Genomic DNA, 23,612 nt, shown 5'->3' with positions numbered 1-23,612 from the left:
ACGCTCTATTGTTCCGCGGGCTTGAAATCAAAGAGCGCGTCGCGGATGATCATCTCCGCCAGCGCCTCAATGTTTTTCCCGGTCTTGCAGTTGGTGAAGAGAAAGGGCTTGCCTTCGCGCATCCGGCGCGAATCGCGCTCCATAACCTCCAGGCTGGCGTCCACATAAGGAGCCAGATCCTCTTTGTTGATCACCAGAATATCCGACTGACAGACGCCGGGCCCGCTTTTGCGCGGAATTTTGTCGCCCGCGGCCACGTCGATGACGTAGATGAAAAAATCCGCCAGCGCCGGGCTGAAGGTCAGGGTCAGATTGTCGCCGCCGCTTTCGATGAAAATGAGATCGCTGTCCGGGAAGGCGCGCTCCAGATCCTCCACGGCCGCCAGATTCATGCTCGGATCCTCGCGGATGGCCGTATGCGGGCAGGCGCCGGTCTCCACGCCCACGATCTTTTCCGCTGCCAGCACTCCGGCCAGCTCGCGCTGGACATGTTTGGCGTCCTCGGTGGTCACCACGTCGTTGGTGATGATCAGGGGCTTGATCCCCTTGCGGATCAAGACCGGCGTAACCGCTTCAATAATCGCTGTTTTACCGGAACCCACGGGCCCGCCCACGCCTATGCGCGTTATCTTTTTCATGCGGTACTCCTTTTAGAGCATAGTGCTTTTGAAACGCCGGGCGTTGCAACGTGCATTGCTCTTCCCTGTTGCGCGCGCTTCTCTCCCGCGGCGCTTGCCAATGCCGCCCCGGTCGGCAGAAAGGCCAGCGCGCGCCCTGCCTGCGGCGCGCTCAGCTCATAAACAGCCTGACCCGCGCCCGCAGGTGGTTGGCGGCCAGAATGTCGATCATGGGCGCGTAGCCGTGCATCTCTTCCAGAGGGCTGTGCAGGGCCGCGTCACAGAGTGCCGTGAAACGCGGCGTCAGATCATAGAGGATGCGCTGGATGTCGATGTGCGTGACGCGCATCAGGCGCAGCGCCGCGTTCAAAACAGTCATGGCCGTGCCGTACAACTGCACTGTCAGGGCCTGGCGGATCAGATCGTCCTCCCGGCGGACGGGCAGATCCAGAGCCGCGAAAAGCACGGCCAGCGAGACGGCGTATGTGCCGGGCGCCAGGCCGCCTTCAAGGATCCCGCGCCATTGGCGCACTAAAGGCCCTTCCACGATCTGCGCGCCCAGCTCGGCCAGTTTGCGGCCCATGCGCGTGCTCATCTGGCGGTTTTCCTCGCCGAGTTTGCGGGCATAAAGAGCCTGATCAATGCGGATCAATTCGGCCGTGTTCTCCACCAGCGCGGCGCGCAGAGCCCAGGCCAGGGCCACGCCGTCCGAACGGGCGGCCACTTCCAGCGCGGTAAGCGCGTAGCGGCGCAGATCCTCGGCATGGCGCACCACACCCTTCTGCACCGCGGATTCCAGACCCGCGGAAAAAGCAAAGGCTCCCACGGGCAACACGGAATCCGCGAACTGAAGCGCGCGGGCCAGACTGAGGATTCCGGCGGCCGCCGCGTCCTGTTCCGCCTCCGGCGCGGGGGCCTCAGCCGTTCCGGCGCGCGTTGCCGGCATAATCGCACTCATGGCCGCTTTCCTCGTGCTGGTGGTCCGGATCGCCGCAGTCCTGACAGGCGCGCCGCTCGTGCCGGTGCTCATGCCCGCTCTCTTCCTGCCCGTGAAGGTGCTCGTGGTCATGCGCATGGCTGTGCCCGCCGAGCATGGGGCGCTCGCTGCCGCCGAACAGACGCCGGGCCTGGGAGGGGTTGAGCTTGTCGAGAATTTCCGCGCCCGGCGCGAAATGATAGCTGATGCCTGCGAAATGATGGGTCTGCATCACTGCGTTCATGACCGGACGGTTCACGGCCAGGGGCACATACACGCGGCCTTTCTGCGCCACGGCCGGCCAGTGCTGGTTGCCCAGAGCATGGCCCAGGCGCACGCAGTGCTCCATGAGTTCCACGGCAGGCAGTTCGCGCAGGCCGTCAAGATCAATGACCAGCACTTCGCAGAGATCGATCCTGCAAACCACGGCCCGGCGCTGCGTTTCGTCCCAGAGCAGCACGTCGCCGTCGTGCAGCACGGCGTCGCGATCCAGAGAAACGGCCACCAGCAGGCCGCCGGCCGTTTCCTTGCGCAGGCGGTTTTTCTGCGCGTCCCACTGGCTCAGTTCCAGCGTGTCCACTTGGGCCCCGTCCAGGCATTCTTTCCATGCCGATTCCCGGATGTTGCCGAGAACCTTCTCCACAAGCTGCATGAGGTCTCCCTGGCTCCGCCCAGGGCGGAGGGAAGGCCGGAAGGCGGTCTGGGGCCGCCTTCCGGGCTGAAGGTCCCAAAGCAGTTTCAGGGGGGAAACTGCTCTCGAAGAAGCGTGGATTCAGGAAAAAACGCATTTTCCTGAATGATTCCGATTGAAATTGGCTCATTTCCGTCGGAAAACGCTCTAACTGAAGAAGTACAACTGTCCCAGAGACACCCTTTCGACCGGCTTGACCGTGGCGTGCTCGCCGTCCACCTTCACGGCAAAGGTTTCGGGGTCCACCTCGATCCTGGGCAGCCTGTTGTTGCGTATCATGTCCTGCTTGCTCAGGCCGCGGATATTGCGCACCGCTTCCAGGCGGCTGCGCAGTTGCAGCTTTTCACCCACATTGCAGTCCAGAGCGGCCTGGGAGACGAACGTCATGCGGGTGCGGGGCAGGGCCAGGCCCATGCCGCCGAACATGCGCCGGTAACAGGCGGGCTGGGGCGTGGGCAGCGAAGCGTTGGGATCGCCCATATTGGCCCAGCTGATCATGCCGCCCTTGATGATCAGCTTGGGCTTGGCGCCGAAGAAGCGGGGCTCCCAGAGCACCAGATCCGCGTATTTGCCCGCTTCCACCGAACCGATCAGATGGCTCACCCCCTGGGTGATGGCCGGATTGATGGTGATCTTGGCCACATAGCGCAGCACGCGCTGGTTGTCGTTGCCCTGTTGGTCTTCGGGCAGCGGGCCGCGGGCCGCCTTCATGGCGTCGGCGGTCTGCATCACGCGCAGCCAGTTTTCGCCCACCCGGCCCATGGCCTGCGAGTCGCTGGAGATCATGGAAATGACGCCCATGTCGTGGAGCACGTTTTCAGCAGCCACGGTTTCAGGACGCACGCGGCTTTCCGCGAAGGAAACGTCCGAGGGCACGTTGGGATTCAGGTTATGGCAGACCATGATCATGTCGAAAAGTTCGGCCTGGGTGTTGATGCCAAAGGGCAGCGTGGGGTTGGTGGAGCTGGGCAGCACGTTGGGCTGGCCAGCCACCTTGATGATGTCCGGGGCATGGCCGCCGCCCGCGCCTTCGGTGTGGAATGTATGAATGACGCGGCCGGCAAAGGCCGCAATGGTGTCTTCCACATAGCCGGCCTCGTTCAGGGTGTCGGTGTGGATGGAAACCTGCACGTCCATATCGTCGGCCACGGAGAGGACCGCGCGGATGATGCCGGGCATGGCGCCCCAGTCTTCATGCACTTTGAAGCCGCAGGCGCCGGCTTTGATCTGCTCCACCAGGGGCAGATCGTCGCAGGCATGGCCTTTGGCCAGAATGCCCATGTTCACGGGCATGCCGTCGCAGGCCTCAAGCATTTTGGCGATGTTCCACGGGCCCGGAGTCATGGTGGTCCCGTTGGTTCCGTCCGTGGGGCCCACACCGCCGCCAAAGAAGGTGGTCACACCGTTGGAAAGGGCGGCCAGGGCCTGTTGCGGCGAAATATAGTGCACATGCGTGTCAATGCCGCCGGCCGTGAGGATAAGATGCTCGCCGGTGATGGCGTCCGTGGAGTTGCCCACCACCAGATTGGGGTCCACCCCGTTCATCATGGAGGGGTTGCCGCTTTTGCCGATGCCTGCAATTTTGCCGTCGCGGATGCCCACGTCGGCCTTGACCACGCCCTGCACGGCGTCCAGCACGGTAACGTTGGTAATCACGATGTCCAGCACGCCGGCTTCACGGCTCAGGCGGGCGTCGCCGCCCATGCCGCCGCGCAGGGTTTTGCCGCCGCCGTACATGGACTCATCGCCGTAGTGACGGAGATCCTTTTCAATTTCAATGTAGAGATTTGTATCCCCGAGCCGGATTTTGTCGCCCACAGTGGGGCCGAACAAGGCCGCATGTTCCTTGCGGGAAATGGTTGGCATATAAAGACTCCTTGAAACCGCGCCCAACGCGGTTGCTGCTTACTGCCTGGCGTTTTTGAAACCGAGTTTGTCGGCGCGTTCCTCGTTGATCACCCGCTGGTGCTCATCGCCGGTCCAGCCGTCCACGAGATTGTTGAAGCCGTAGGTTCCGGACGTGCCGCCGATGGCTATCAGAGACACGGTTTTTTCGTCGCCGGGCTCAAAGCGGATGGCGGTAGTGGAGGAAATGTTCAAACGCATGCCGTAGGCGGCGTGGCGGTCGAATTCCAGGGCCCGGTTGACTTCAAAAAAATGAAAGTGGGAGCCCACCTGGATGGGCCGGTCGCCGGTGTTGCGCACTTTCACATCCACTGTTTTGCGTCCGACATTGAATTCAATGGGCTCTTCAGCCAGAATCAGGCCGCCCACAGGCGTTTTTTCCGATGCGCTTGTATTGTCATTGTCCATGATCTTTCCCTTGGAGCATTGTAAGAATGAAATGCTCTAGTTAATGGGCTGGTGAATGGTGATGAGCCGGCTGCCGTCAGTGAACACGGCTTCAACCTGCACGGCAGGGATCATGTCTGCCACGCCTTCCATGACATCGTCGCGCTTGAGCACTTTGCGGGTTTCGGCCATGACCTCTTCCACGCTCTTGCCGGCACGCGCTTCTTCCAGGGCCGTGGCGGAAAGCACGGCCACGGCCTCAGGATGGTTGAGCTTCAGCCCTTTTTCCTTACGCTTGAGCGCCACGCTCGCCAGGGAATGAATCATGAGTTTGTCAATTTCACGCGGGGTGAGATGCATATATACCTCCTTGGCGTCATGATCAGTGCAATGGCGCCATTCGTGTTGCGCAGACGGATATGTCTTCAGGCGCGCAAGCGCGCATGCCTGCTGCAAAAAATGCGTTTCCTCCGCCTTGTGCAGAGCTGAATTTACTCTCCTGTATTGCTTGCAGAATCTTCCTATTTACAGTAATATCAGCTTGTTGATGCAGACTGACAAGCTGTCATGTCTTTTTTATGGAACAAATTTATAGAAATGTCTATAAGGATATAAGGAAAATAATTTTTTATATGCAGGCAGGCATTCTAATTTTTGACTTTCAGGCAGGTACAGTATACAAAAAAGTTCAAGTATTTTCCTGGTGTTGCAATAAGTTATCCGCCTGTTCTTGGGGGATTCACCGTTGCGATGATTTTCGTAAAAAATTCATTTGACTTTTCCATGGTTGAGAAAAAATTTTCCCTCTAAACGTCATGCCTTCTGCCCCATCTCCTGCTTGACGGCCGGCGCGCTTTGGGGTCAAAGTATTCTGTATGCCATCGGACGACACCTCGGCTCCGGCCCCTGATCCGGCCTCCAGCATTGCCGTCACTGACAGCCCTGTTGTGAGCGAGGCTGAAAGCGGCCAGAAACTTCTTCAATTTCTGCAACGCAGGCTCAATCTGCCGCCCGCTTTGCTGCACCGTTGGGTGCGCACCGGCCAGATACGGATCAACGGCGGCCGCTGTAAGCCTTTTGCCCGCGTGCGCCGCGACGACGTGATCCGCCTGCCGCCCTTTGCCCTGAAAATGGCGGCTCAAAGCAATGGGAGCGCGGAACGGGATCTTGCAGGCCGCACGCTTTTACCGGAACGCATGGCTTTTCCGGTCGCGGCTCCCTCGGCTTCTTTGCCGCCGCTGCCTGTGATTGTCCGCGCTGAAGGCCCCATTTGGGCCGTGTTCAAGCCCGCGGGCCTGCCGACCCACCCCGGCACCGGCCACAGCGACAGTCTGGCCACCCGGCTTGCGGCTCACCATGCGGGCGCGATCTTCAAGCCAACGCCCGCGCACCGCCTGGACAAGGAGACATCCGGCATTTTGCTGGTGGCCGCCAGTTTCGAGGCTCTGCGCGAGATACAGCAGGCCATGCGCGAGCGCGCCGTGATCAAGGAATATGTGGCCTGGGTGCGCGGCCGTTGGCCCTATGCCGAGACGCGCCTTTTGCGCCACCATCTGCGCAAAAGTTTTGAGCGCGGTTATGAAAAAATGCGCGCCGTGAAAAGCAGCGACAGTGACCATTCCGCGCGGGAAGCCCTGTGCCTGGCCCGGCCTTTGCGGGTGCAAGAACAGGAAAGCCTCCTGCTGATTCGCCTGCTCACGGGCCGGACCCATCAGATACGCGTGCAGTTGGCAAGCCTGGGGCATCCCGTGCTCGGCGACGCCAAATACGGAATGCCCGAAGACAGCGCGGCGGGCCGCATGTATCTGCACGCTCTGCGCATCGTCCTGCCGCGGGGAGAGGCTTTTGCCTGCCTGCCGGAATGGCCGGGGAGACGCGCGCTGCATGCCTTGCCCGACTGTCTCGATCTCTCCGGCTCCGCCGAATATCCGCAGGTTCCCGACGCCGGGCTTTCTTTTGAGCGGGGATGATGGTAAACAGGCTTTTCGTGATGCCGCTTTGCAAAGCGGCATGGCAGCGCAGATGTTCAATATCCTGTAGTGCAGGTCAATCCTGCCGTTGCGCTGAAAAAGCGTTTATGGCTGAACCGACGCCGCCGTGCGGCGCGGTGCCGTTCAGGCAGCCTGAGCGCGCCTGCGCAACGAAACTCGCTCCAGCGCACACATCCAACACTTTAAAAAGACGGCTTTGCTTCCTGCGCACGCGCGCGGCCTTCCCGACTTCCGGGTTTCCCGTGCGCAGTGAACGATCCGGCTTTTCAAAAAGGCCCTCTCCCTATGTCCCAATCGCTTCCCTGTATTGTCCTGGTGGGCCGGCCCAATGTGGGCAAATCCACCCTGTTCAACCGTTTGATCCGCAGCAACCGGGCCATTACTCACGACAGGCCGGGCATCACGCGCGATCGCATGGAAGGCCTGGTGCGCCGCAAAGGCTTGCCCGCCTTCGGCATTGTGGACACCGGCGGCATCACCCTGGACGCGCACGCCGCCGTCACCGAAGGCCCTGAGGGCATCCGCGGTTTTGAGCAGGACATTCTGAATCAGGCCGAGGACGCTCTGGCCGGAGCCGCGGCCGTGGCTTTCGTGGTGGACGGGCGCGACGGCCTGCTGCCTCTGGACGAGTATCTGGCCGCGCATGTGCGGCGCAAAGGCCTGCCCACGCTCTGCGTGGTCAACAAGGTGGACGGCGCGGAACGCGAGGACGAGCAGACGGCCGAGTTTCACAGCCTGGGCTTTCCTCTGTTGGGCGTTTCAGCCGAGCACGGCCATAATCTGCGCGCTCTGGTCGAGGATCTCGCCGCCATGCTTCCCGCAGAAGCATGCCCGGCCGAGCCCCCGGCCCCTCCTGCCCTGCGCCTGGCCATGCTGGGGCGTCCCAATGCGGGCAAGTCCTCGCTGATCAACGCTCTGTCCGGCGAGCAACGGATGATCGTCTCCGACGTGGCGGGCACCACCCGCGACAGCGTGGACGTGCGCTTTGCAAAGAACGGCCTGGAATACGTCTTTGTGGACACTGCGGGCGTGCGCCGGAGAACCAGAATCACGGACAACGTGGAAAAGTATTCGGTCAACGCGGCCATCAAATCCAGCACCAAGGCCGACGTGACACTGCTCGTGCTGGACGCCGCGGAAGGTGTGAGCCAGCAGGACAAGCGGCTCATGGACATGCTGGATACCCGCAAGACGCCTTTCATGGTGCTGATCAACAAATGCGATCTCGTGCCCCGCGGCTCGCTTGCCCAGCTCAAAAAAAACGTGACGGAGTTGCTGGCTTTCTGCGGGCATGTGCCCATGCTGCTGGTTTCCGCGGCCAGCGGCAAAGACCTTCAGAAAATTCTGCCTCTGGCCCGAAAAATTCATGAGGAATGTTCGATCCGCATCCCCACAGGACAGCTCAACCGGGCCATGGAAGAAGTGCTGACCCGCCATCAGCCGCCGGTCGTCAAAAGAGTGCGGGCCAAATTCTTTTATCTGACCCAGGCGGAAACCGCGCCGCCGACCTTTGTCTTTTTCGTGAGCGATGCCGAAAGGGTGCCGGAAAGCTATACCCGCTACCTGGAGCGCGCGTTGCGCAAAATATTCGGCATCAGCCATGCGCCCATGCGCATTCATCTGCGCTCCAGCCACAAGAAGAAAAGCTGAGCGGCGGCCACAGCGTGATCTTTTGCCTGCCCGGGCCGGACGCACCGCCGCGAAGGGGCGGTGCATGTGCGCAAAACGCATTGACACGGCTTTGGCAATAATGCAATAGAGAGATCTTATCCATGCGCGGATGCGGCGGCTGCCGCTTTCGCGTCAGCAGAGCAGTTTCAAAGTGAAACCGCTCTATCCGCGCACACATTTTTTCCGGAGGATGGGCAAATGAAAAAATGCATGACCTGGCTTGCGGCAATGGCGCTCTGCGTGGCTGCCGCCGCGCCCGCGATCGCCGCGGAATCCATCAAGATCGGCGTGCAGGGAGCCCATTCCGGCGATCTGGCTTCCTACGGCGTGCCGAGCCTCAACGCCGCGAAGCTCGTCATTGATGAAGTCAACGCCAAAGGCGGCATTCTGGGCCGTCAGCTCGAACTGGTCGCCCAGGACGACCAATGCAAGCCCGAACTGGCCACCAGCGCGGCTACCAGGCTCATTTCCGACAAGGTGACCGTGGTCATGGGCCCGATCTGCTCCGGCGCCACCAAGGCCACCCTGCCCCTTTACGCCGAGGCTCGCATTGTGGCCATGTCCCCTTCCGCCACCACCCCGGAGCTGACCGCGGGCGGCAAGAATCCCTTCTTCTTCCGCACCATTGCCAACGATAATGCCCAGGGCCGTCTGACCAGCGACTTCATGCTCAACAATCTCAAGGTCAAAAAAGTCGCCTATCTGCATGATAACGGGGATTACGGCAAGGGCTTTGCGGACATCAACCGCGCCCACCTGGAAAAGGCCGGCGTGGAAACAGTGCTTTTTGAAGCCGTGACGCCGGATGCCGTGGACTTTTCCGCTGTGGTGCGCAAGCTGCGCCGGGCCAAGCCCGATATTCTGGTTTTCGGGGGCTACCAGCCCACAGCCTCCAAACTGATCCAGCAGATGCGCCGTGATCGGGTGACCACCCCCGTGCTCGGCCCGGACGGGCTCATGGACGAAGCCTTCATCAAAATGGCCGGCAAGGACAGCGAGGGCGTCTACTCCTCCTATCCCAAAGACACCCGCAACCTGCCAGAGTTCAAGCACGCCCGCGAAGCCCACGTCAGGCAATTCGGCGTGGAGCCCGGCTCTTTCTACTACAATGCCTATTCGGCCATGCTGGCCCTGGTCAACGCCATTGAAAAAAGCGGCAGCACGGACACGGACAAGATTATCGAAGCGCTGCACACCGCGCCGGTCAAGACGCCGCTCGGCACGCTTACCTTCAGCAAGACCGGAGATGCGGCGGGCATGGGGCTTTCCATCTATCAGGTCAAAGACGGCAAATTCGTGGAGCTTGATCACAGCATCACCCTTGAGTAAGCATTGGGGGGCGCGGTTCGCCGCGCCCCTTTTCCGCTGTGTGCCGTTTTGCGGGGCCTGCCAGGGGGCCGATCCGCCGCTTTCCACCCGCCGTGGACTGCGCGGTCTGAATTTGAATCGCTCTGGACTGTCGGCGCGCCCGACAAATGGGCGGGCGCAGGCCCGCGCGGGAAAATATGGATATACAATTCTTCATAGAACTCTTTTTCGGGGGGCTGACACGGGGCAGCATCTACGCCCTGATCGCCCTGGGCTATACCCTGGTTTACGGGATCATTGAGCTCATCAACTTCGCCCACGGCGAAATCTACATGCTCGGCGCATTCACCGCGCTGCTGGTTGCCGGGGCCCTGGGCGTTTACGGCTTTCCGGCAGGCGGCATATTGATCGTGGCCGCGCTGGTGGCCATTCTGTGGTGCGCGGCCTACGGCTTTACCCTGGAGAAAGTCGCCTACAAGCCCTTGCGCGGCGCTCCCCGCCTCTCGCCGCTGATTTCAGCCATCGGCATGTCCATCTTTTTGCAGAATTATGTGCTGCTGGCCCAGACCTCGGACTTTGTTCCCTTCCCCCGCCTTTTGCCGGACATGGAATTTCTGGAGAGCATCGACTACGTCATGGGGCCCAGCGACTTTCTGATCCTGCTGGTCAGCACCCTGGCGATGATCGCGCTTTCGCTCTTCATCCGCTTCACCCGCATGGGCAAAGCCATGCGCGCCACGGCCCAGAACCGCAAAATGGCCCTGCTGCTCGGGATCAACGCGGATCGGATCATCTCCCTGACTTTCATCATCGGATCGGGTCTGGCCGCGCTGGGCGGCGTGCTGATTGCCTCGCACATGGGCCAGGTCAATTTCGGCATCGGTTTTCTGGCCGGGCTCAAAGCCTTTACCGCGGCCGTGCTGGGCGGCATCGGCTCCATCCCCGGGGCCATGGTCGGCGGCCTGGTCCTGGGCCTGGCCGAAAGCTTTACCACCGGCTATTTCGCCGGCAACTATGAAGACATCCTGGCTTTCGCCATTCTGATTCTGATTCTGATTTTCAGGCCCGACGGCATTCTGGGCAAAGCCAAGGTGCAAAAGGTATAGGCATGCGGCGTTCACTCAAAGCCCTGCTGACGGCTCTCTGGTTCATGCTGCTCACCTTGCCCGTCATGGGCATCAAGCTGAATACGCTTGATAAAAGCGTGCAATGGCGTTTTGACCGCATTCTCTGGCTGGGCCTGGGCGTGTTTGTTCTTGCGCTGATCTGGGACTGGTGTTTTTCACGCAGGGCCAAAGGGCTGCCGCTGCTGTGTCTGCCCGCCGGGCTGGCCGCCGGGCTGCGCTCCCTGCCGGGCGGCAGGCCCTGGCTGAAGACCACGGGCCTTGCGGTGCTCGGCGTGATCATGCTGATCATGCCTGTGCTCGGCTCCTTTTACCAGACCAATATCATGATTTCGGCGCTGCTCTATGTGATGCTGGCCCTGGGCCTGAACATCGTCGTCGGCCTGGCGGGTCAGCTGGTGCTGGGCTATGTGGCCTTTTATGCCGTGGGCGCATATACCTATGCCCTGCTCAACCAGTTTCTGGGCTGGGGTTTCTGGGCCTGCCTGCCCGCGGGCGGCATTGTGGCCGTGCTCTTCGGCCTGGGGCTCGGCTTCCCGGTGCTGCGTCTGCGTGGGGATTATCTGGCCATCGTCACTCTCGGCTTCGGCGAAATCGTGCGTCTTTCCCTGCAGAACTGGACCAGCCTGACCGGCGGCCCGCGCGGCATAAGCGACATTCCCCGGCCCGGCCTGTTCGGCCTGCCGATGGACATCAACGCCTCCACCACCTATGTGTATTATCTGGTGCTGGCGGCTGTGGCGATCACAATCATCGTGATCTACCGGCTCAAGAATTCGCGGGTGGGTCTTGCTCTGCAAGCCCTGCGCGAAGATGAAATCGCCTGCGAGGCCATGGGCGTGGACATCACCCGCGTCAAGCTCTCGGCCTTTGCCCTGGGCTCCTGCTGGGCCGGTTTTGCGGGGGTTATTTTCGCGGCCAAGACCACCTACATCAATCCCTCCAGCTTTACTTTCATGGAATCGGCCATGATCCTCTCCATGGTGGTTTTGGGCGGCATGGGTTCCATATCCGGGGTGGTTATCGCGGCCATGATTCTGATCCTTGCCCCGGAATATCTGCGCGCCTTTTCCGAATACCGGATGCTGATCTTCGGCGCGATCATGGTGGTTATGATGATCTTCAGGCCGCAGGGGCTGATCAGCGGCGAACGCCGCCGCTACCGGATCAGCGGCCTGGAGCGGGCCAGGAACGGAGGCCGGGCATGAAACCGGTGCTGGAAGTCATAGGTCTTTCACAGGATTTCGGCGGCCTGCGCGCGCTGAACGATTTGGATCTGCATGTGGACGCCAATGAGATCGTTGCTCTGATCGGACCCAACGGCGCGGGCAAAACCACGTTTTTCAACTGCGTCACCGGCATTTACACGCCCACTGACGGCAAAATGTACCTCCATGCCGCGGACGGCGAAAGGCAGTTGCTCAACGGCAAAAAGCCGCACACGATCACGGCCCTGGGCATGGCGCGCACCTTTCAGAACATCCGGCTGTTCAGCGACATGACCGTGCTGGAGAATGTCATGGTGGGCCGCCATTGCCGCACCCGCGCGGGCATTCTGGGCGCTGTGCTGCGGGACGGCCGCACCCGTCGCGAAGAGCAGGAAAGCATCGACATCAGCTATGCCCTGCTGGAAACCGTGCATTTGCAGGACCTCTGGAACGAAAAGGCCCGTAATCTGGCCTATGGCGCGCAGCGCCGCCTGGAAATAGCCCGCGCTCTGGCCACACAGCCGCGCATGCTTCTGCTGGACGAACCGGCCGCGGGCATGAACCCCCAGGAAACGCATGAGCTGGAAGAGCTGGTGCGCTTTATCCGGGACAGCCGCCGACTTTCCATTCTGCTCATCGAGCACGATATGAGCATGGTCATGTCTCTTTCGGATCGCATTTATGTCATGGAGTACGGCTCCTGCATCGCCTCGGGCAAGCCCGGCGAAGTGCGCGCCGACCCGCGGGTGATCAAAGCCTACCTGGGGGAAAGTGATGCTTGAACTCAGGGATGTGGATACCTACTACGGCAACATCCAGGCCTTGCGCGGCGTCTCCCTGCGCGTGGACGACGGCGAAATCGTCACCCTGATCGGGGCCAACGGCGCGGGCAAGTCCACCACGCTGATGACCGTCTGCGGCATCAACCGGCCCAGGCGCGGCGAGATCTTCTGGAACGGCGCGCCGATCCACGAGTTGCCGCCGCATGAAATCGTGACCCTGGGCATCTCTCAGGTGCCGGAAGGCCGCCTGATCTTTCCGGATCTGAGCGTGCGCGAAAACCTGGATCTGGGCGCGTTTCTGCGCCGCGACACGCAGGGCGTCAAAGAGGATCTGGACTATGTTTTCAGCCTCTTCCCCATTCTGGCCGAACGCCGCCGCCAGGCGGGCGGCACGCTTTCCGGCGGGGAACAGCAGATGCTGGCCATCAGCCGCGCGCTGATGGCCCGGCCCAGGCTTCTTTTGCTGGATGAGCCCTCCCTGGGCCTTGCGCCGATTATCATTCAGCAGATCTTCGCCATCATCCGCAAGGTCAATGCCGACGGCACCACAGTCTTTCTGGTGGAGCAAAACGCCAATCAGGCCCTGCGCATCGCGCACCGCGGCTATGTCATGGAAAACGGCCGCATCGTCATGGAGGATACAGCCGCCAGGCTGCTTGAGAGCGAAGAGGTGCGCAGCGCCTACCTCGGCATGTAGGGCAGGCAAACCCGGTCCATCAGAGCGTTTTGCTAATGAATTAGAGCATTTTCTCTTTGAAAAATGCTCTGCTGCCGCAACGGCGCAGCCGCGCGATCGTCAATGGCGCGGCTGCCCTGTGCCCTGTTCTTCCACGCCGGGAGCGCCGCTCAGCGGCAGACTGCCGTGCCGGATAAAATACTCCGTCAGGCCAAAAACCAGGTCGTTGCCGCAGAAAGTTCCTCCGGCAATGGCAGCTTTATACCGGGGCAGGTTTTCCTCGAAACGCCGCAACAGGCCTGGTTCCAGGCCGTACATGTCGGCCTGCATGCCGTAGCCCAGGCGTTCCACATACAAGGCATTGAAACGCTGTTCCACCATAGCCTTGAGCGGCAGGGTCAGGATAGGTTTGCCCAGATGCAGGGCTTCGCTCATCAGGGTATGGCCGCCGCCCAGAATAACGTAGGAGCAGCCTTCCAGCAGGCGCAAAAAGCCTTCTTCGCTTTTTTGCATGAAGATCACATTGCCCTCGCGGCCCTCCGTGCGATCATAGCCATACACATAGCAGAGGCGATCCGTGGCCGCGCGCAGAAAATCCACCAGCTTTCGGTGCGTGGAATTGCTTTGGTAGACCAGCACATGCCCGTCATCGCGCGGTCTCAGGGCCAGCACGCTCTCGCGCAATATGGGCGGGGCGATCCGCGCCTTGTAGCGGGGCAGCACCGGCGGCGCATAAAAGGAGATGATCAGGTTTTCGTCCGTTGGCCGGAAAAGATGCCGCGGGGTGAGGCCCTGCGTAAATGCGTCCCACCACATATTGCGCGGCAGATCGTGGCGGCAGCAGGTCAGCACATGCTGATGATCCAGGGTCAGGCAGGGCAGACCCGCGCGTTCGGCGGCCCGCGGCACGAAATATTCGAGGTCGGTCATGCAGACGTCGGGCCGGAATGCGTCCATGATCCGCAGGGTCTGCTCAATATAGCGCCCACGGCGTAGAAGCAGGGGCACGGACCGGGCAATGGTGGCGCTCAAATCCACCTTGTAATTTTTGAATACGGTTCCCAGATTGGGCAGACGGCGAACCTCAAACTCTGGCTCCAGCACCTTTGGCGCGTCGTCGTCGGCCACGAACAGAAATTCATGGCCGGAGAGCCGACGGGCTATGGTCAGGCCGCGCATGGCGTGTCCATGCCCGGTGCCGTGGATGCCGTAAAGTACGCGTGCCATGCTGTTCCTTTGCCGCCGTGGAGGGTGCGCGATAAACCTATCAACGCGCGCTCCGCGCGTCAATGGAAGGGGACAGGCCGGACAGGGCTGCCACATACGATGCGCCAGCCCTGTGCGACACGACGTTCCGGCTTGCTCTCCGAAAATGAATGGGGCATACTTGGAGAATAGCCGAGTGTACGGGAGCCGAATCATGAATATCCGTAAAATCCGCGAAGATTTGGGGCGGGTCAAAACAAGTTGCATGCGCCGCGACTTCCCGCGCGCGCTGTTCCTGGCCATTACCGCCTTGAAGGAATTGGGCGGGATGAACGCGCCCGCGGATGTGCGCAGCGATTTCCGCGAGGCTCTGACAGTGCTGATCTCCACTCCTGAATTCAAAAAGGCCTACAGCCGCCCGGTGAGCTATCAGCCGGGCGCGGAACGCGCGCTGCTCGGCCTGTTCATCGGGCTTTACAAGGAGCTCAAGGGACAGGAGGATCAGGAAGATTACGAGACCACGCTCCAGCGCAAACTCAATCTGGATCGCCTTCTCAAGGAAGGCAGGTTCTATCTTGCGCAGGGCAAAGCCTCGGAAGCCGACGCCAGCTTTGCCCAGGCCCTTCAGTACGTCAAAAACGAAACCGCGGTCTTTGCCCTGATGGCCAAAGCCATGATGGAGGCGGGCGAATATGTGCGCGCCCTGGGCCATATCCGCAACGGCCTGAAAGTCACGCCTCAGGATGCCGAGCTGTTCCGTCTGGGCGAGGAGTGCAAGCGCCTGCGCGCCGAATCCGGCAAGTAAAGGCTTTGGCCACACCGCGGCGGGCGGGGCTTTGCCCTGGCCGGGGCATCGCGCCCGGTCGCGCCGGTAACTGCCGCCCCCGGCAGTTCCTGACGTCTGGAGCGAGCTTTCCCGGACACAGCCCTGGTTCTTCATATCCCGCGCCTGCTCTTGCGCCCCTGAGCGGCCGTCAGACCCCTCGCCTGCGGCGTATGCTTCCTGCCCTTGACAGCCCGGCATCGTTTTTTGCCTGGCTCACGCTCCAGGCGCGCCGATCAATCGTGATCCGAAGACGCGGCGGGAAAATGCCGACTCCCCTATCCCGCGCTTGTCAGATCTTTTGAAAAAGTCTAGATTTTTTACTTCCGTTCGTTCTTCCACCTTCCGCAAGCGAGTTATTGCGCATGGACGTTATTCGGTACATCCACGCGGCTGATCTGCATCTGGATACGCCCTTCCAGGGCCTTTCCCGCGAGGCCGCGCAAGGAAACCATCTGGCCCGCCTGCTGCGCGAAGCCACGTTCACGGCCCTGGAGCGGCTGTTCCGCTTTTGCGAGACTGAAAAGCCGGATTTTCTGGTGCTGGCCGGGGATATCTACAACCAGGAAAACCACAGCGTCAAAGCCCAGCTCAAGCTGCGCGACGGCTGCGAGCGTCTGAAAAGCCTCGGCATCCGCGTCTTTCTGGCCCACGGCAATCACGATCCGCTGGCCTCCCGCCTTGCGGCCGTGCAGTGGCCGGACAACGTCACAATTTTCGGCCCAGAGCCCTCGCGGCATGTCCTGAAAAAAAACGGCGCGCCTCTGGCCGTCATTCACGGCATCAGCCACGCCAAAGCCAGGGAGGGCCGCAATCTGGGCCGCCTGTTCGAGCGAGATCCGGCGCATGACTGTTTTCAACTGGGCGTGCTGCACTGCACTGTGGACGGCGAAGCCAAGGCGGATCGCTACGCCCCCTGCTCCCTGGAGGATCTCAAATCCACCGGCCTGGACGCCTGGGCCCTCGGACATGTCCACGAACGCAAAACGCTCTGTGAAAGCCCGTTTATCGCCTATTCCGGCAATGCCCAGGGCCTGCACGTCAACGAGGCGGGCCTGCGGGGCTGCCTGCTGGTCACGGTCGCGCCCAGGGGCGACGCCTTTGCCTGTGAGGCTTCTTTTCTGCGCCTGGGACCGGTGCAATGGGAAAGGTTCGAGCTTGATCTGGAAAACGTGGAGCATCTGGACGAGGTGGAACGCCGTTTGACGCAATTGCTGGAACAGGCCGGGGAAGCAACCGAGCCCGGCTGCGAAGCGATTCTGGCCCGGGTGACCCTGAAAGGCCGAACCCGGCTGGACACCGTGCTGCGGGATGCCGCCAATCAGGAAGATCTGGCTGAACGTCTGGCCCACCTGAACTCTGGCTCCCCCGGAATCTGGCTCAAGGATCTGCGTGTGGAAACAGCGCCCCTGGGGGATCGCGCCGAATATCTCCAGCGCGAGGATCTGCTGGGCGAGGCATTGCGCCTGAGCGAACGCATGCGCCAAAGCAACGAGGCCCTGCGCGAAGTGAGCGATCCGGCTCTGAACCCGCTTTTCGGGCATAGCCGCCTGCGCAAGGTCCTCAACCGCCCGGATGACGCGCAAATGCAGGTCCTGCTGCATGAAGCGGAACGCCTGTGCATGGATTTGCTGGAGGCCCGCTGATGCATATCCGCTCCTTTCACATTGACGGTTTCGGCATTTTTTCCGACGTGCGGGTGGAAGCCCTTTCGCCCGGCCTGTCTATCTTTCTGGGCCAGAACGAGGCGGGCAAGTCCACATGCCTGGAATTTCTGCGCGCCATGCTCACAGGCTATCCCGATCCGCGCAGCAGGGAGGCCCGCCGCAGCCATGCCCCCCTGCACGGCGGCACGGCCGGCGGCAGTCTGGTGCTGTGCGCCGAGGGCCGCGAGCCCCTGCACCTCACGCGACGGCCCGGCGGCAACGGCGGCGTGCTGACCGTGAGCGGGGCGGACGGCACGATGCTCCAGCCAGAGCTGCTGCAACAACTGCTCTTCGGCGTGAGCCGGGAGGTTTACCGCAATGTCTTCGGCTTCAGCCTGAGCGAGCTGGAACGTTTTGAAAGCCTGAGCGCCGAAGGCGTGCGCAACGCGCTGTACGGCGCAAGTTTCGGACCGGGACTGCGTTCGCCCGGCGACGCCCTGAAGATCCTGGAACGGCAGGCCGAGGATATTTTCAAAAGCGGCGGCGTAAAGCCCCCGCTGAACAAGGCCTTGAGCCAACTGGAAGAGTTGCGCGGCAAGATCCGTGACGTGGAGGAGGAGTGCGCCGGTTTTGACGCCCTGGCTCTGGATCTTTCACAGAAAAAAGAAAACCTCGCGCAACTGCGCCAGCGCAAAAGCGCTTTGGAGGGGGAGCGCCGCCTGCTGGAACGCCGCCTGGGCGTCTGGCGGCAATGGGATGAGTGGCGCATGCTCTGCGCGCGCCTGGAGGGCCTTGCGCCGGTTGACGAAAGCTTCCCCGAGGACGGCGCGGCCCGCCTGGCGCGCGCTCAGGAAGCGCGGGATTCCTGCGAGCGGCAATGGGCCGCGCATTGTGAAAAACGTGCGCGCCTGCGGGCGAGGCGCGACGCGGTACATGTGGATCAAGGCCTGCTCGACGCCCTGCCGCAATTGCGTATTTTATCCGAACGCAAAAGCAGTTTCCGCCAGGCCCTGACGGCCTTGCCCGTCCAGGAGGAAAACTGCAAACGGGCACAGGCGGATCTGGAACGCGAACTGGCCCGCCTGGGCCCGGACTGGAGCTGTGAGAGGATTCGCGCCACGGATCGCTCCCTTTTCGCGCGCGAGGATCTGGAAAAACAAGCCAGGGAAATGGCTGCGGCGGACTCGGCCCACCGGGCTGCCGTGGACGCGCTGAGCAAGGCCAACCGCGCGGTGGAAACAGCCGGGCGCGACGTGGCTGCGGCCAGAGAGTCGCTGGCTCTTCTGCCCGTGCCCCTGGCCGCCCTGCCGGACGAGGCCCGCGACAATCTGCGCCAGGCCCTGGCCCGGCTGGAAGACGGCCGCCGCCAGTTGCCTGGCCGGGAACGCGCCCTGCACAATGCGCGTACCGCCTTTGCCCGGGCCTATGATCCCCTGCGCCTGTCCGTCCAGTCCGCCCCGCAGCCCGACGACGCGCTGGACGCCTTGCTGGCCCGGCAGGAAGAGGCCCTCACCTTGGCCGCTGACGTTCAGGAACGCCTGCGCGAAGCCGCCGAAGCGTCGCTGGCCGTGCAGCAGGCCGAAGAGCAGGTGGAAGCGATCAAGAGCCGCATGGAACAACTGCGCGAGGAGCAGCGCAACGTCAGCGGCCCGAGCCGCGAGGCCCTGGATGGGCGCGCCGCCGCGCTGCGCTCCTTGCGGGCCCTTTCCGCCAACCTGACCACAGAGCGCGAGCGCCTGCAGGAGCTGGACAACCGCATCAGCAACGAGCAGGCTCCCTCGCCGGTCAAAAGCCTGCCCCTGCTGATAGTTGGCGCGCTTTTGATCCTCGCGGGCGCGGGCATTCTGCTGGGCTATTGGCGCTGGGGCCTGACCAGCCTGCCCTTGACCGACACCCTGGCTCTGCCTGTGAGCCTCTGGTCCGGCTATCTGGTGTTGGTCTGCGGCGTGGGCTTTCTGGCCGGAGGACTGCCGCGCAGCGGCCCTGAAGCCAAGCGCCACCGGCGGGAGATGGATCAACTGCGCAACCGGCGCGAAACCTGCGCCCTGCATGTGGCCGAATTGGGCGAGCAGGCCCGCCAGCTTTGCGCGGCCGCCAATGTGGAGAGCATGGATCCGGTGACCCTGGAAGCCACGGAAATGCTGCTGGAGCGCGAACGCGAACAATGCTTCAACGAAGAGCGTTCCCGTAAGGATATGGACGCCTTGAAGCGGGAAATGGGCGCCGCCGCAACCCAGGTCAGCGCGCAGCAGAGCAGACGCCATGAATTGGAAAGCGTGGTGCAGCAGACCCGTCGCCGCTGGCACGAGTTCATGCTCAGCCTGCATGTGAGCACTGTGCCGGCTCCTGAAGGCGCGGCAGCCTTTTTTGCCCGGGCGGAGTCCGCCCGCCTGGCTTTCAGCGGCCTGGCCGCGGCTGAAGCCGAGTTGCGCGCCCTGGAAGAAGACCTGCGGGAGCAGGAAAACCGGATGCGCGCGGTGCCCGCCGTGGCCGAACGCCTTGCAGACCGGACAGACAGCGCCGCTCTGCCCGAATGCGTGCGCCAGGTGCTGGAGAGCTGCCGCGAGGCCGATGCCGCGCGCGAGCAGAGGATCAAGGCCTCTGCCGCGCTTCAGAACCGCGAGAGCGAGCTGGAGCGCGCGCAAAACATGCAAGTCGAGGCTTCGGAGCAATTGCACGCGGCCGAGGAACGCTTGCGTGCGGATCGGGAAATCTGGGGGCAATGCCTTCAGGGGCTGGGGCTGGGCGACGATCTGGACCCGGAAACCGTGCGCGAGGCCTTCAAGTATATGGAAAACTGCCTGGCAGCCGAGTCGGCATTGGAGCGTTCCCGGATGGAGCTTGCGCAGAGCCGGGAAGAACTGGCCGCCCTGCGCGACCCCTTGGCCGGGCTTCTGGCCGGGCTGGGGCGAATGCCCGGCAATGTCAGGGAGACGGAGCGCGAAACGGATTGGCTGGCCGCGCTGGACGCGGCTCTGGCAGACGCGGAAAGCATGGCGGCTGCGCAGGCCGAACGCGCCCGCCTGGCCGCTCTGCTGGCCGAGGAAGAGGATGAGGTCCGCGCCTGCGAGGCCGCTCTCAACAAGGCCGCCGGCAGCGAGCGCAACCTGCTGGCTCTTGCCGGGGCTGCCGACGCCGAGGACTTTCTGCGCCTGGCCGCGCTGCGCGAGGAGCAGCGCTCTCTGAGCCGCCGCTGCAAGGAGCTGGAAGACGCCCTGCGCCTGGCCGCGGACCGCCTCCCTCTGGAAGAATTCCTGGCCTCTTTCCAGGAGGCCGAGCAGGAAAGCCAGGAAAAACGCAGCGTGGCCATTGAGGAGGAACTCAGCGGGCTTCTGGATCAGGAACAGGATCTGGCCACGGCCGTGGCTGGCCTGAGCGCCAGGGTTGCGACCCTGGCCCGCGCCGACGAGCTGGCGGATCTGCGCCAGCAGGAAGCCTCGCTGCTGGAAAGCATGGAGCGCATGGCCTTTGCCTGGAGCCGCCGCGCCCTGGCCCGGGAAATCCTGCTCGCGGCCAAGCGCATTTTCGAGCGCGAGCGGCAGCCGGAAGTCATCCGCCAGGCTTCGGAAATATTCGCCCGGATCACCAACCGCCGCTGGCGGGGCATCAGCGCTTCGCTGGAAAATGCAAGCCTGAGCATTTTGCCTGAGCAGGGGGAACCTGTCGCGCCTGAAGTCTTGAGCCGCGGCACCCAGGAACAGGCCTATCTGGCCCTGCGCCTGGCCTACATCAAAAATCACGCGGCCCAGGCCGCGGCTTTACCCGTGATCATGGACGAAGTGCTGGTGAACTTTGACCCGCAACGCGCCGAGCGCACGGCCCGCGCCTTTGTGGAGCTGACCAGCGGCCAGGATGGCCCGGCCCATCAACTGCTCTATTTCACCTGCCAACCGCATATGGTGGAGATCCTGCGCAAAGCCGAGCCGCATTGCGCCCTGTTCAAAGTGGAACATGGAAGCATTGAGGCCGTGACGGCCTAAGGGCGTTTTGCTCATGAAATCAGCCAGAGCGTTTAGCTAATTTCATTAGCAAAACTCTCTAGAGCAGATTACCTTTGACTTTTTATGAAAGTCAAAGGTGGCATTCAGGCGAAAAACGCGGTTTTCGCCTGAATGTACGCCGCGTTGCGGCGGCTGCCGCTTTCGCGTCAGCAGAGCATTTTCAAAGAGAAAATGCTCTAAAACTTCGCCAATGGCTGCTGCCGCATGACGCACTCACCTTCAGGAGTTTTGCCGCCAGCGGGCGCGCGTCAAAAAAGCTCAGTGGGATAGAGAAAATATTCTGAAAATGAATTTCAATTCTATTGACAGCAGGCCGGACCTGTGCCAGAGTGCCCTCATTCCTGCATTCCAACGCGGAGAAAGGTTATGGAGCACGTCTGCACCGCTGTGCAACTCCCGGCTCTCAGTTACCGCTTCAGCCATGAAAATCTGCATATTCGCGTCAACAAACATTTTGATCTTCCGCAAGCCGGGATTCTGATCAGTCTCTTGCGGCAGTATCACCAGGACTGCAAGCGCATTTTTCTTTTCAGCGACAGCCGGAAGGCAGGGAGATACTGTGCAGAGTGGAGCACGGGGCCTTTGTCAACGCATCCAAAGCGCTTTTTTAGAGCGTTTTGCTAATGAAATTAGCTAACCGCTCTCAATGCTCTGGCAGGGCGAAGCCATGCCCGCCCGCCCGCGTCAGCCGTTGGCGGCACAGCCGCTTTACGGATAAGGACAGCAGGGCTATGGTGCCCGACTGGGGCAAAAAAGCGGCGTCTGACGACACTGCAAGGCAAAAGAGCCAATTTGGAAAGCGTCCGCAAGAGGGCGCCCACCTGTAACAAGAGGAGAACAAGGATGGAGAGCAAGGAAAGAAAGACGCTGGTTCGCTTGAAAAAGCAGTGCATGGTTGCCCTGCTGGCGGCCGGGATGCTGTTGGGCGCGGCCCACGGGGCCAAGGCCATTGACTTCAAGGTAGCGGGCGAATGGCTTGTGGGCTTTGGCGTGGGCGACAGCTCGCTTGTGGACAAAGTGCGGGATGACAGTGGCAAGCATAAGGACGACACCGACGATCTTTTCGCCGCAGGCCAGCGCGTCCGCTTGCAGCTGGACGCCGTGGCTTCCGAATCCTTGTCCGGCACGGTGTTTTTTGAAATCGGGGATCAGACCTGGGGCAAGGCTGATGACGGCGGTGCTCTGGGCGCGGACGGCAACAGCATCATCAAGGTGAAAAACGCCTACATCGACTGGGCTGTGCCGCAGACCGATCTGAAGTTGCGCATGGGCCTTCAGGCTGTGGCCATGCCCAACGTGGCCGGCGGCTCCGCCGTGATGGACGGCGACGTGGCCGCCGTGGTGGCCAACTATCAGTTTAACGAAAACGTCAGTCTGACCGCCCTCTGGATGCGCCCGGTCAACGACAATTACGAAGGCCGGTTCTCCACCGATGAGGTTCGTCAGGCGCACTACCTGGACAATATCGATCTTTTCGCCCTGTCGCTGCCCATGAATTTTGACGGCTTCAGCATCACGCCCTGGGTGATGTACGGCATGCAGGGCAAAAATGCGCTGGACGGCTACCACTCGCCCTGGAACAACAACCCGGATGAGGCTGGCTGGGGCACTGCGGACGGCGCGCTGAACTATACGCTCAACGGCCTGTACCCGGGCTTCGCCGCCGAGGGCCTGAGCAAAACAGGCAAAGCCTACGGCAGCATGCTCTGGGCCGGATTGCCCATTGCGATCACCGCCCTGGATCCCTGGAACTTTGAATTGGATCTCAACTACGGCTATGTGGAAGCCATGGGCCGTTTTGACGTGCTGAAGCGCCTGAATCCCAATGACGTCAGGCGCGGCAGCAGCGAGCGTCAGGGCTGGCTGGCCAAGGCCCTTGTTGAGTACAAGATGGATTGGGGCACGCCCGGCCTTTTCGGCTGGTATGGTTCGGGCGACGACGGCAACGTGAAAAACGGCTCCGAGCGTATGCCTTCCGTGGCCGCTTCCGGCAACTTCACCTCCTTCATGGGCGACGGCAACCTGGCCTGGGGACCCAACGGCGACTGGTACGACCGTGATCTGAGCTATACGGGCACCTGGGGCATCGGCCTGCAAGTGAAGGACATGAGTTTTCTTGAGGATCTCACGCATACCTTCCGCGTGGCCTACTGGGGCGGCACCAACGCGCCTTCCATGGTCAAATACATGGACAGCGCCACAGCCTGGAGCGACAGCTACGGCACCAATGACGGCCCGTACATGACCACCAACGACGGCCTGCTGGAATTCAACCTGGTCAATGCCTGGCAGATCTATGAAAATCTGCAAGCCAATCTGGAACTGGGCTATATAGTCAACATGATGGATGATGACACCTGGAAAAAAAGCTGGATGGCCGATTCCTACCAGAAGCAGGACGCCTGGAAAGCGCAGCTGGTCTTTGCGTATTCGTTCTAGAGCGTTTTCTCTTTGAAAATGCTCTAGCTAGAGCGGTTGCCGTTTTCAACAGCAAACCGCTCTAGAGCATTTTGCTTTTGAAATTATTCAATTTCAAAAGCGGCGCTGCCATCATTTCGCGTCCAGGCTTCAGCCGTTGCGACGAAGGAAGCTACGGATGA

Annotated in this window: 19 protein-coding genes; 12 read left to right on the top strand and 7 right to left on the bottom strand. The window is 61.7% G+C overall.

The genetic code is table 11. The features are described from left to right. Positions 1-5 precede the first annotated feature (5 nt). From ureG to G7Y51_RS05160, 6 genes are all read right to left on the bottom strand, one after another. Positions 6-638, bottom strand: a complete 633-nt coding sequence (gene ureG / locus G7Y51_RS05185; protein WP_165065604.1) for an urease accessory protein UreG — start codon at positions 636-638, stop codon at positions 6-8. A gap of 151 nt (positions 639-789) precedes the next feature. Beyond that, the gene (locus tag G7Y51_RS05180; RefSeq protein ID WP_165175309.1) at positions 790-1,575 is read right to left on the bottom strand and encodes an urease accessory UreF family protein; all 786 of its coding nucleotides are present in this window, start codon (positions 1,573-1,575) and stop codon (positions 790-792) included. Then, entirely contained in the window at positions 1,535-2,245 is a 711-nt protein-coding gene (locus G7Y51_RS05175) for an urease accessory protein UreE (protein ID WP_165175308.1), read from the bottom strand. Before G7Y51_RS05175 ends, G7Y51_RS05180 begins: the two co-directional genes overlap by 41 nt. A 186-nt stretch (positions 2,246-2,431) precedes the next feature. Then, positions 2,432-4,150 carry an urease subunit alpha gene (locus G7Y51_RS05170; protein ID WP_165175307.1) on the bottom strand — a complete coding sequence of 573 codons (1,719 nt, stop codon included), beginning with the start codon at positions 4,148-4,150 and terminating at the stop codon, positions 2,432-2,434. A gap of 39 nt (positions 4,151-4,189) precedes the next feature. After that, entirely contained in the window at positions 4,190-4,597 is a 408-nt protein-coding gene (ureB, locus tag G7Y51_RS05165; protein WP_165175306.1) for an urease subunit beta, read from the bottom strand. Positions 4,598-4,633: 36 nt separating this feature from the next. Next, complete coding sequence (locus G7Y51_RS05160) at positions 4,634-4,936, bottom strand: urease subunit gamma (protein WP_165065589.1); 303 nt, start codon at positions 4,934-4,936, stop codon at positions 4,634-4,636. 515 nt (positions 4,937-5,451) lie between these two features. Between G7Y51_RS05160 and G7Y51_RS05155 the strand changes: the two genes are divergently transcribed. The 7 genes from G7Y51_RS05155 to G7Y51_RS05125 all read left to right on the top strand — a co-directional run bounded on the left by G7Y51_RS05155 (position 5,452) and on the right by G7Y51_RS05125 (position 13,357). Then, positions 5,452-6,546: an RluA family pseudouridine synthase gene (locus tag G7Y51_RS05155; RefSeq protein ID WP_165175305.1), complete on the top strand. Its 1,095-nt coding sequence runs from the start codon at positions 5,452-5,454 to the stop codon at positions 6,544-6,546. Positions 6,547-6,852: 306 nt separating this feature from the next. After that, positions 6,853-8,217 (top strand): ribosome biogenesis GTPase Der, encoded by a 1,365-nt coding sequence (gene der / locus G7Y51_RS05150; protein ID WP_165175304.1) that lies wholly within the window; start codon positions 6,853-6,855, stop codon positions 8,215-8,217. A gap of 219 nt (positions 8,218-8,436) precedes the next feature. Further along, positions 8,437-9,567, top strand: coding sequence for a branched-chain amino acid ABC transporter substrate-binding protein (locus G7Y51_RS05145; RefSeq protein ID WP_165175303.1), 1,131 nt, complete (start codon positions 8,437-8,439; stop codon positions 9,565-9,567). Between the two features lie 176 nt (positions 9,568-9,743). After that, positions 9,744-10,652, top strand: coding sequence for a branched-chain amino acid ABC transporter permease LivH (locus G7Y51_RS05140; RefSeq protein WP_165065577.1), 909 nt, complete (start codon positions 9,744-9,746; stop codon positions 10,650-10,652). A 2-nt stretch (positions 10,653-10,654) separates the two neighbouring features. Further along, the gene (locus G7Y51_RS05135) at positions 10,655-11,878 is read left to right on the top strand and encodes a branched-chain amino acid ABC transporter permease (RefSeq protein ID WP_165175302.1); all 1,224 of its coding nucleotides are present in this window, start codon (positions 10,655-10,657) and stop codon (positions 11,876-11,878) included. Further along, positions 11,875-12,660 carry an ABC transporter ATP-binding protein gene (locus G7Y51_RS05130; RefSeq protein ID WP_165175301.1) on the top strand — a complete coding sequence of 262 codons (786 nt, stop codon included), beginning with the start codon at positions 11,875-11,877 and terminating at the stop codon, positions 12,658-12,660. Before G7Y51_RS05135 ends, G7Y51_RS05130 begins: the two co-directional genes overlap by 4 nt. Continuing rightward, positions 12,653-13,357 carry an ABC transporter ATP-binding protein gene (locus tag G7Y51_RS05125; protein ID WP_165175300.1) on the top strand — a complete coding sequence of 235 codons (705 nt, stop codon included), beginning with the start codon at positions 12,653-12,655 and terminating at the stop codon, positions 13,355-13,357. The genes G7Y51_RS05130 and G7Y51_RS05125 overlap by 8 nt, the downstream gene beginning before the upstream one ends. 99 nt (positions 13,358-13,456) lie before the next feature. Here G7Y51_RS05125 and G7Y51_RS05120 read toward each other — a convergent pair whose 3' ends face one another. Next, the gene (locus G7Y51_RS05120; RefSeq protein ID WP_165175299.1) at positions 13,457-14,563 is read right to left on the bottom strand and encodes a glycosyltransferase family protein; all 1,107 of its coding nucleotides are present in this window, start codon (positions 14,561-14,563) and stop codon (positions 13,457-13,459) included. A 193-nt stretch (positions 14,564-14,756) separates the two neighbouring features. On the opposite strand from G7Y51_RS05120, the gene G7Y51_RS05115 reads away from it, so the two are divergent. The 5 genes from G7Y51_RS05115 (at position 14,757) to G7Y51_RS05095 (ending at position 23,451) form a co-directional block, all read left to right on the top strand. Further along, entirely contained in the window at positions 14,757-15,347 is a 591-nt protein-coding gene (locus G7Y51_RS05115; protein WP_165175298.1) for a tetratricopeptide repeat protein, read from the top strand. Between the two features lie 383 nt (positions 15,348-15,730). Next, positions 15,731-17,011 carry a DNA repair exonuclease gene (locus G7Y51_RS05110; protein WP_165175297.1) on the top strand — a complete coding sequence of 427 codons (1,281 nt, stop codon included), beginning with the start codon at positions 15,731-15,733 and terminating at the stop codon, positions 17,009-17,011. Beyond that, positions 17,011-20,991 carry an AAA family ATPase gene (locus tag G7Y51_RS05105; protein WP_165175296.1) on the top strand — a complete coding sequence of 1,327 codons (3,981 nt, stop codon included), beginning with the start codon at positions 17,011-17,013 and terminating at the stop codon, positions 20,989-20,991. Before G7Y51_RS05110 ends, G7Y51_RS05105 begins: the two co-directional genes overlap by 1 nt. Before the next feature lie 74 nt (positions 20,992-21,065). Next, complete coding sequence (locus tag G7Y51_RS05100; protein ID WP_165175295.1) at positions 21,066-21,296, top strand: hypothetical protein; 231 nt, start codon at positions 21,066-21,068, stop codon at positions 21,294-21,296. Positions 21,297-21,855: 559 nt separating this feature from the next. Next, a complete protein-coding gene (locus G7Y51_RS05095) occupies positions 21,856-23,451 on the top strand; it encodes an outer membrane homotrimeric porin (RefSeq protein WP_165175294.1) in 1,596 nt (531 codons plus the stop codon). Positions 23,452-23,612: the final 161 nt, after the last annotated feature.

The organism is Desulfovibrio sp. ZJ369, assembly GCF_011039085.1.
In the GTDB taxonomy this organism is placed as follows: domain Bacteria; phylum Desulfobacterota; class Desulfovibrionia; order Desulfovibrionales; family Desulfovibrionaceae; genus Desulfovibrio.
Note: the sequence above shows the minus strand (reverse complement) of the source record. Positions and strands in the feature narration are given on the sequence as shown.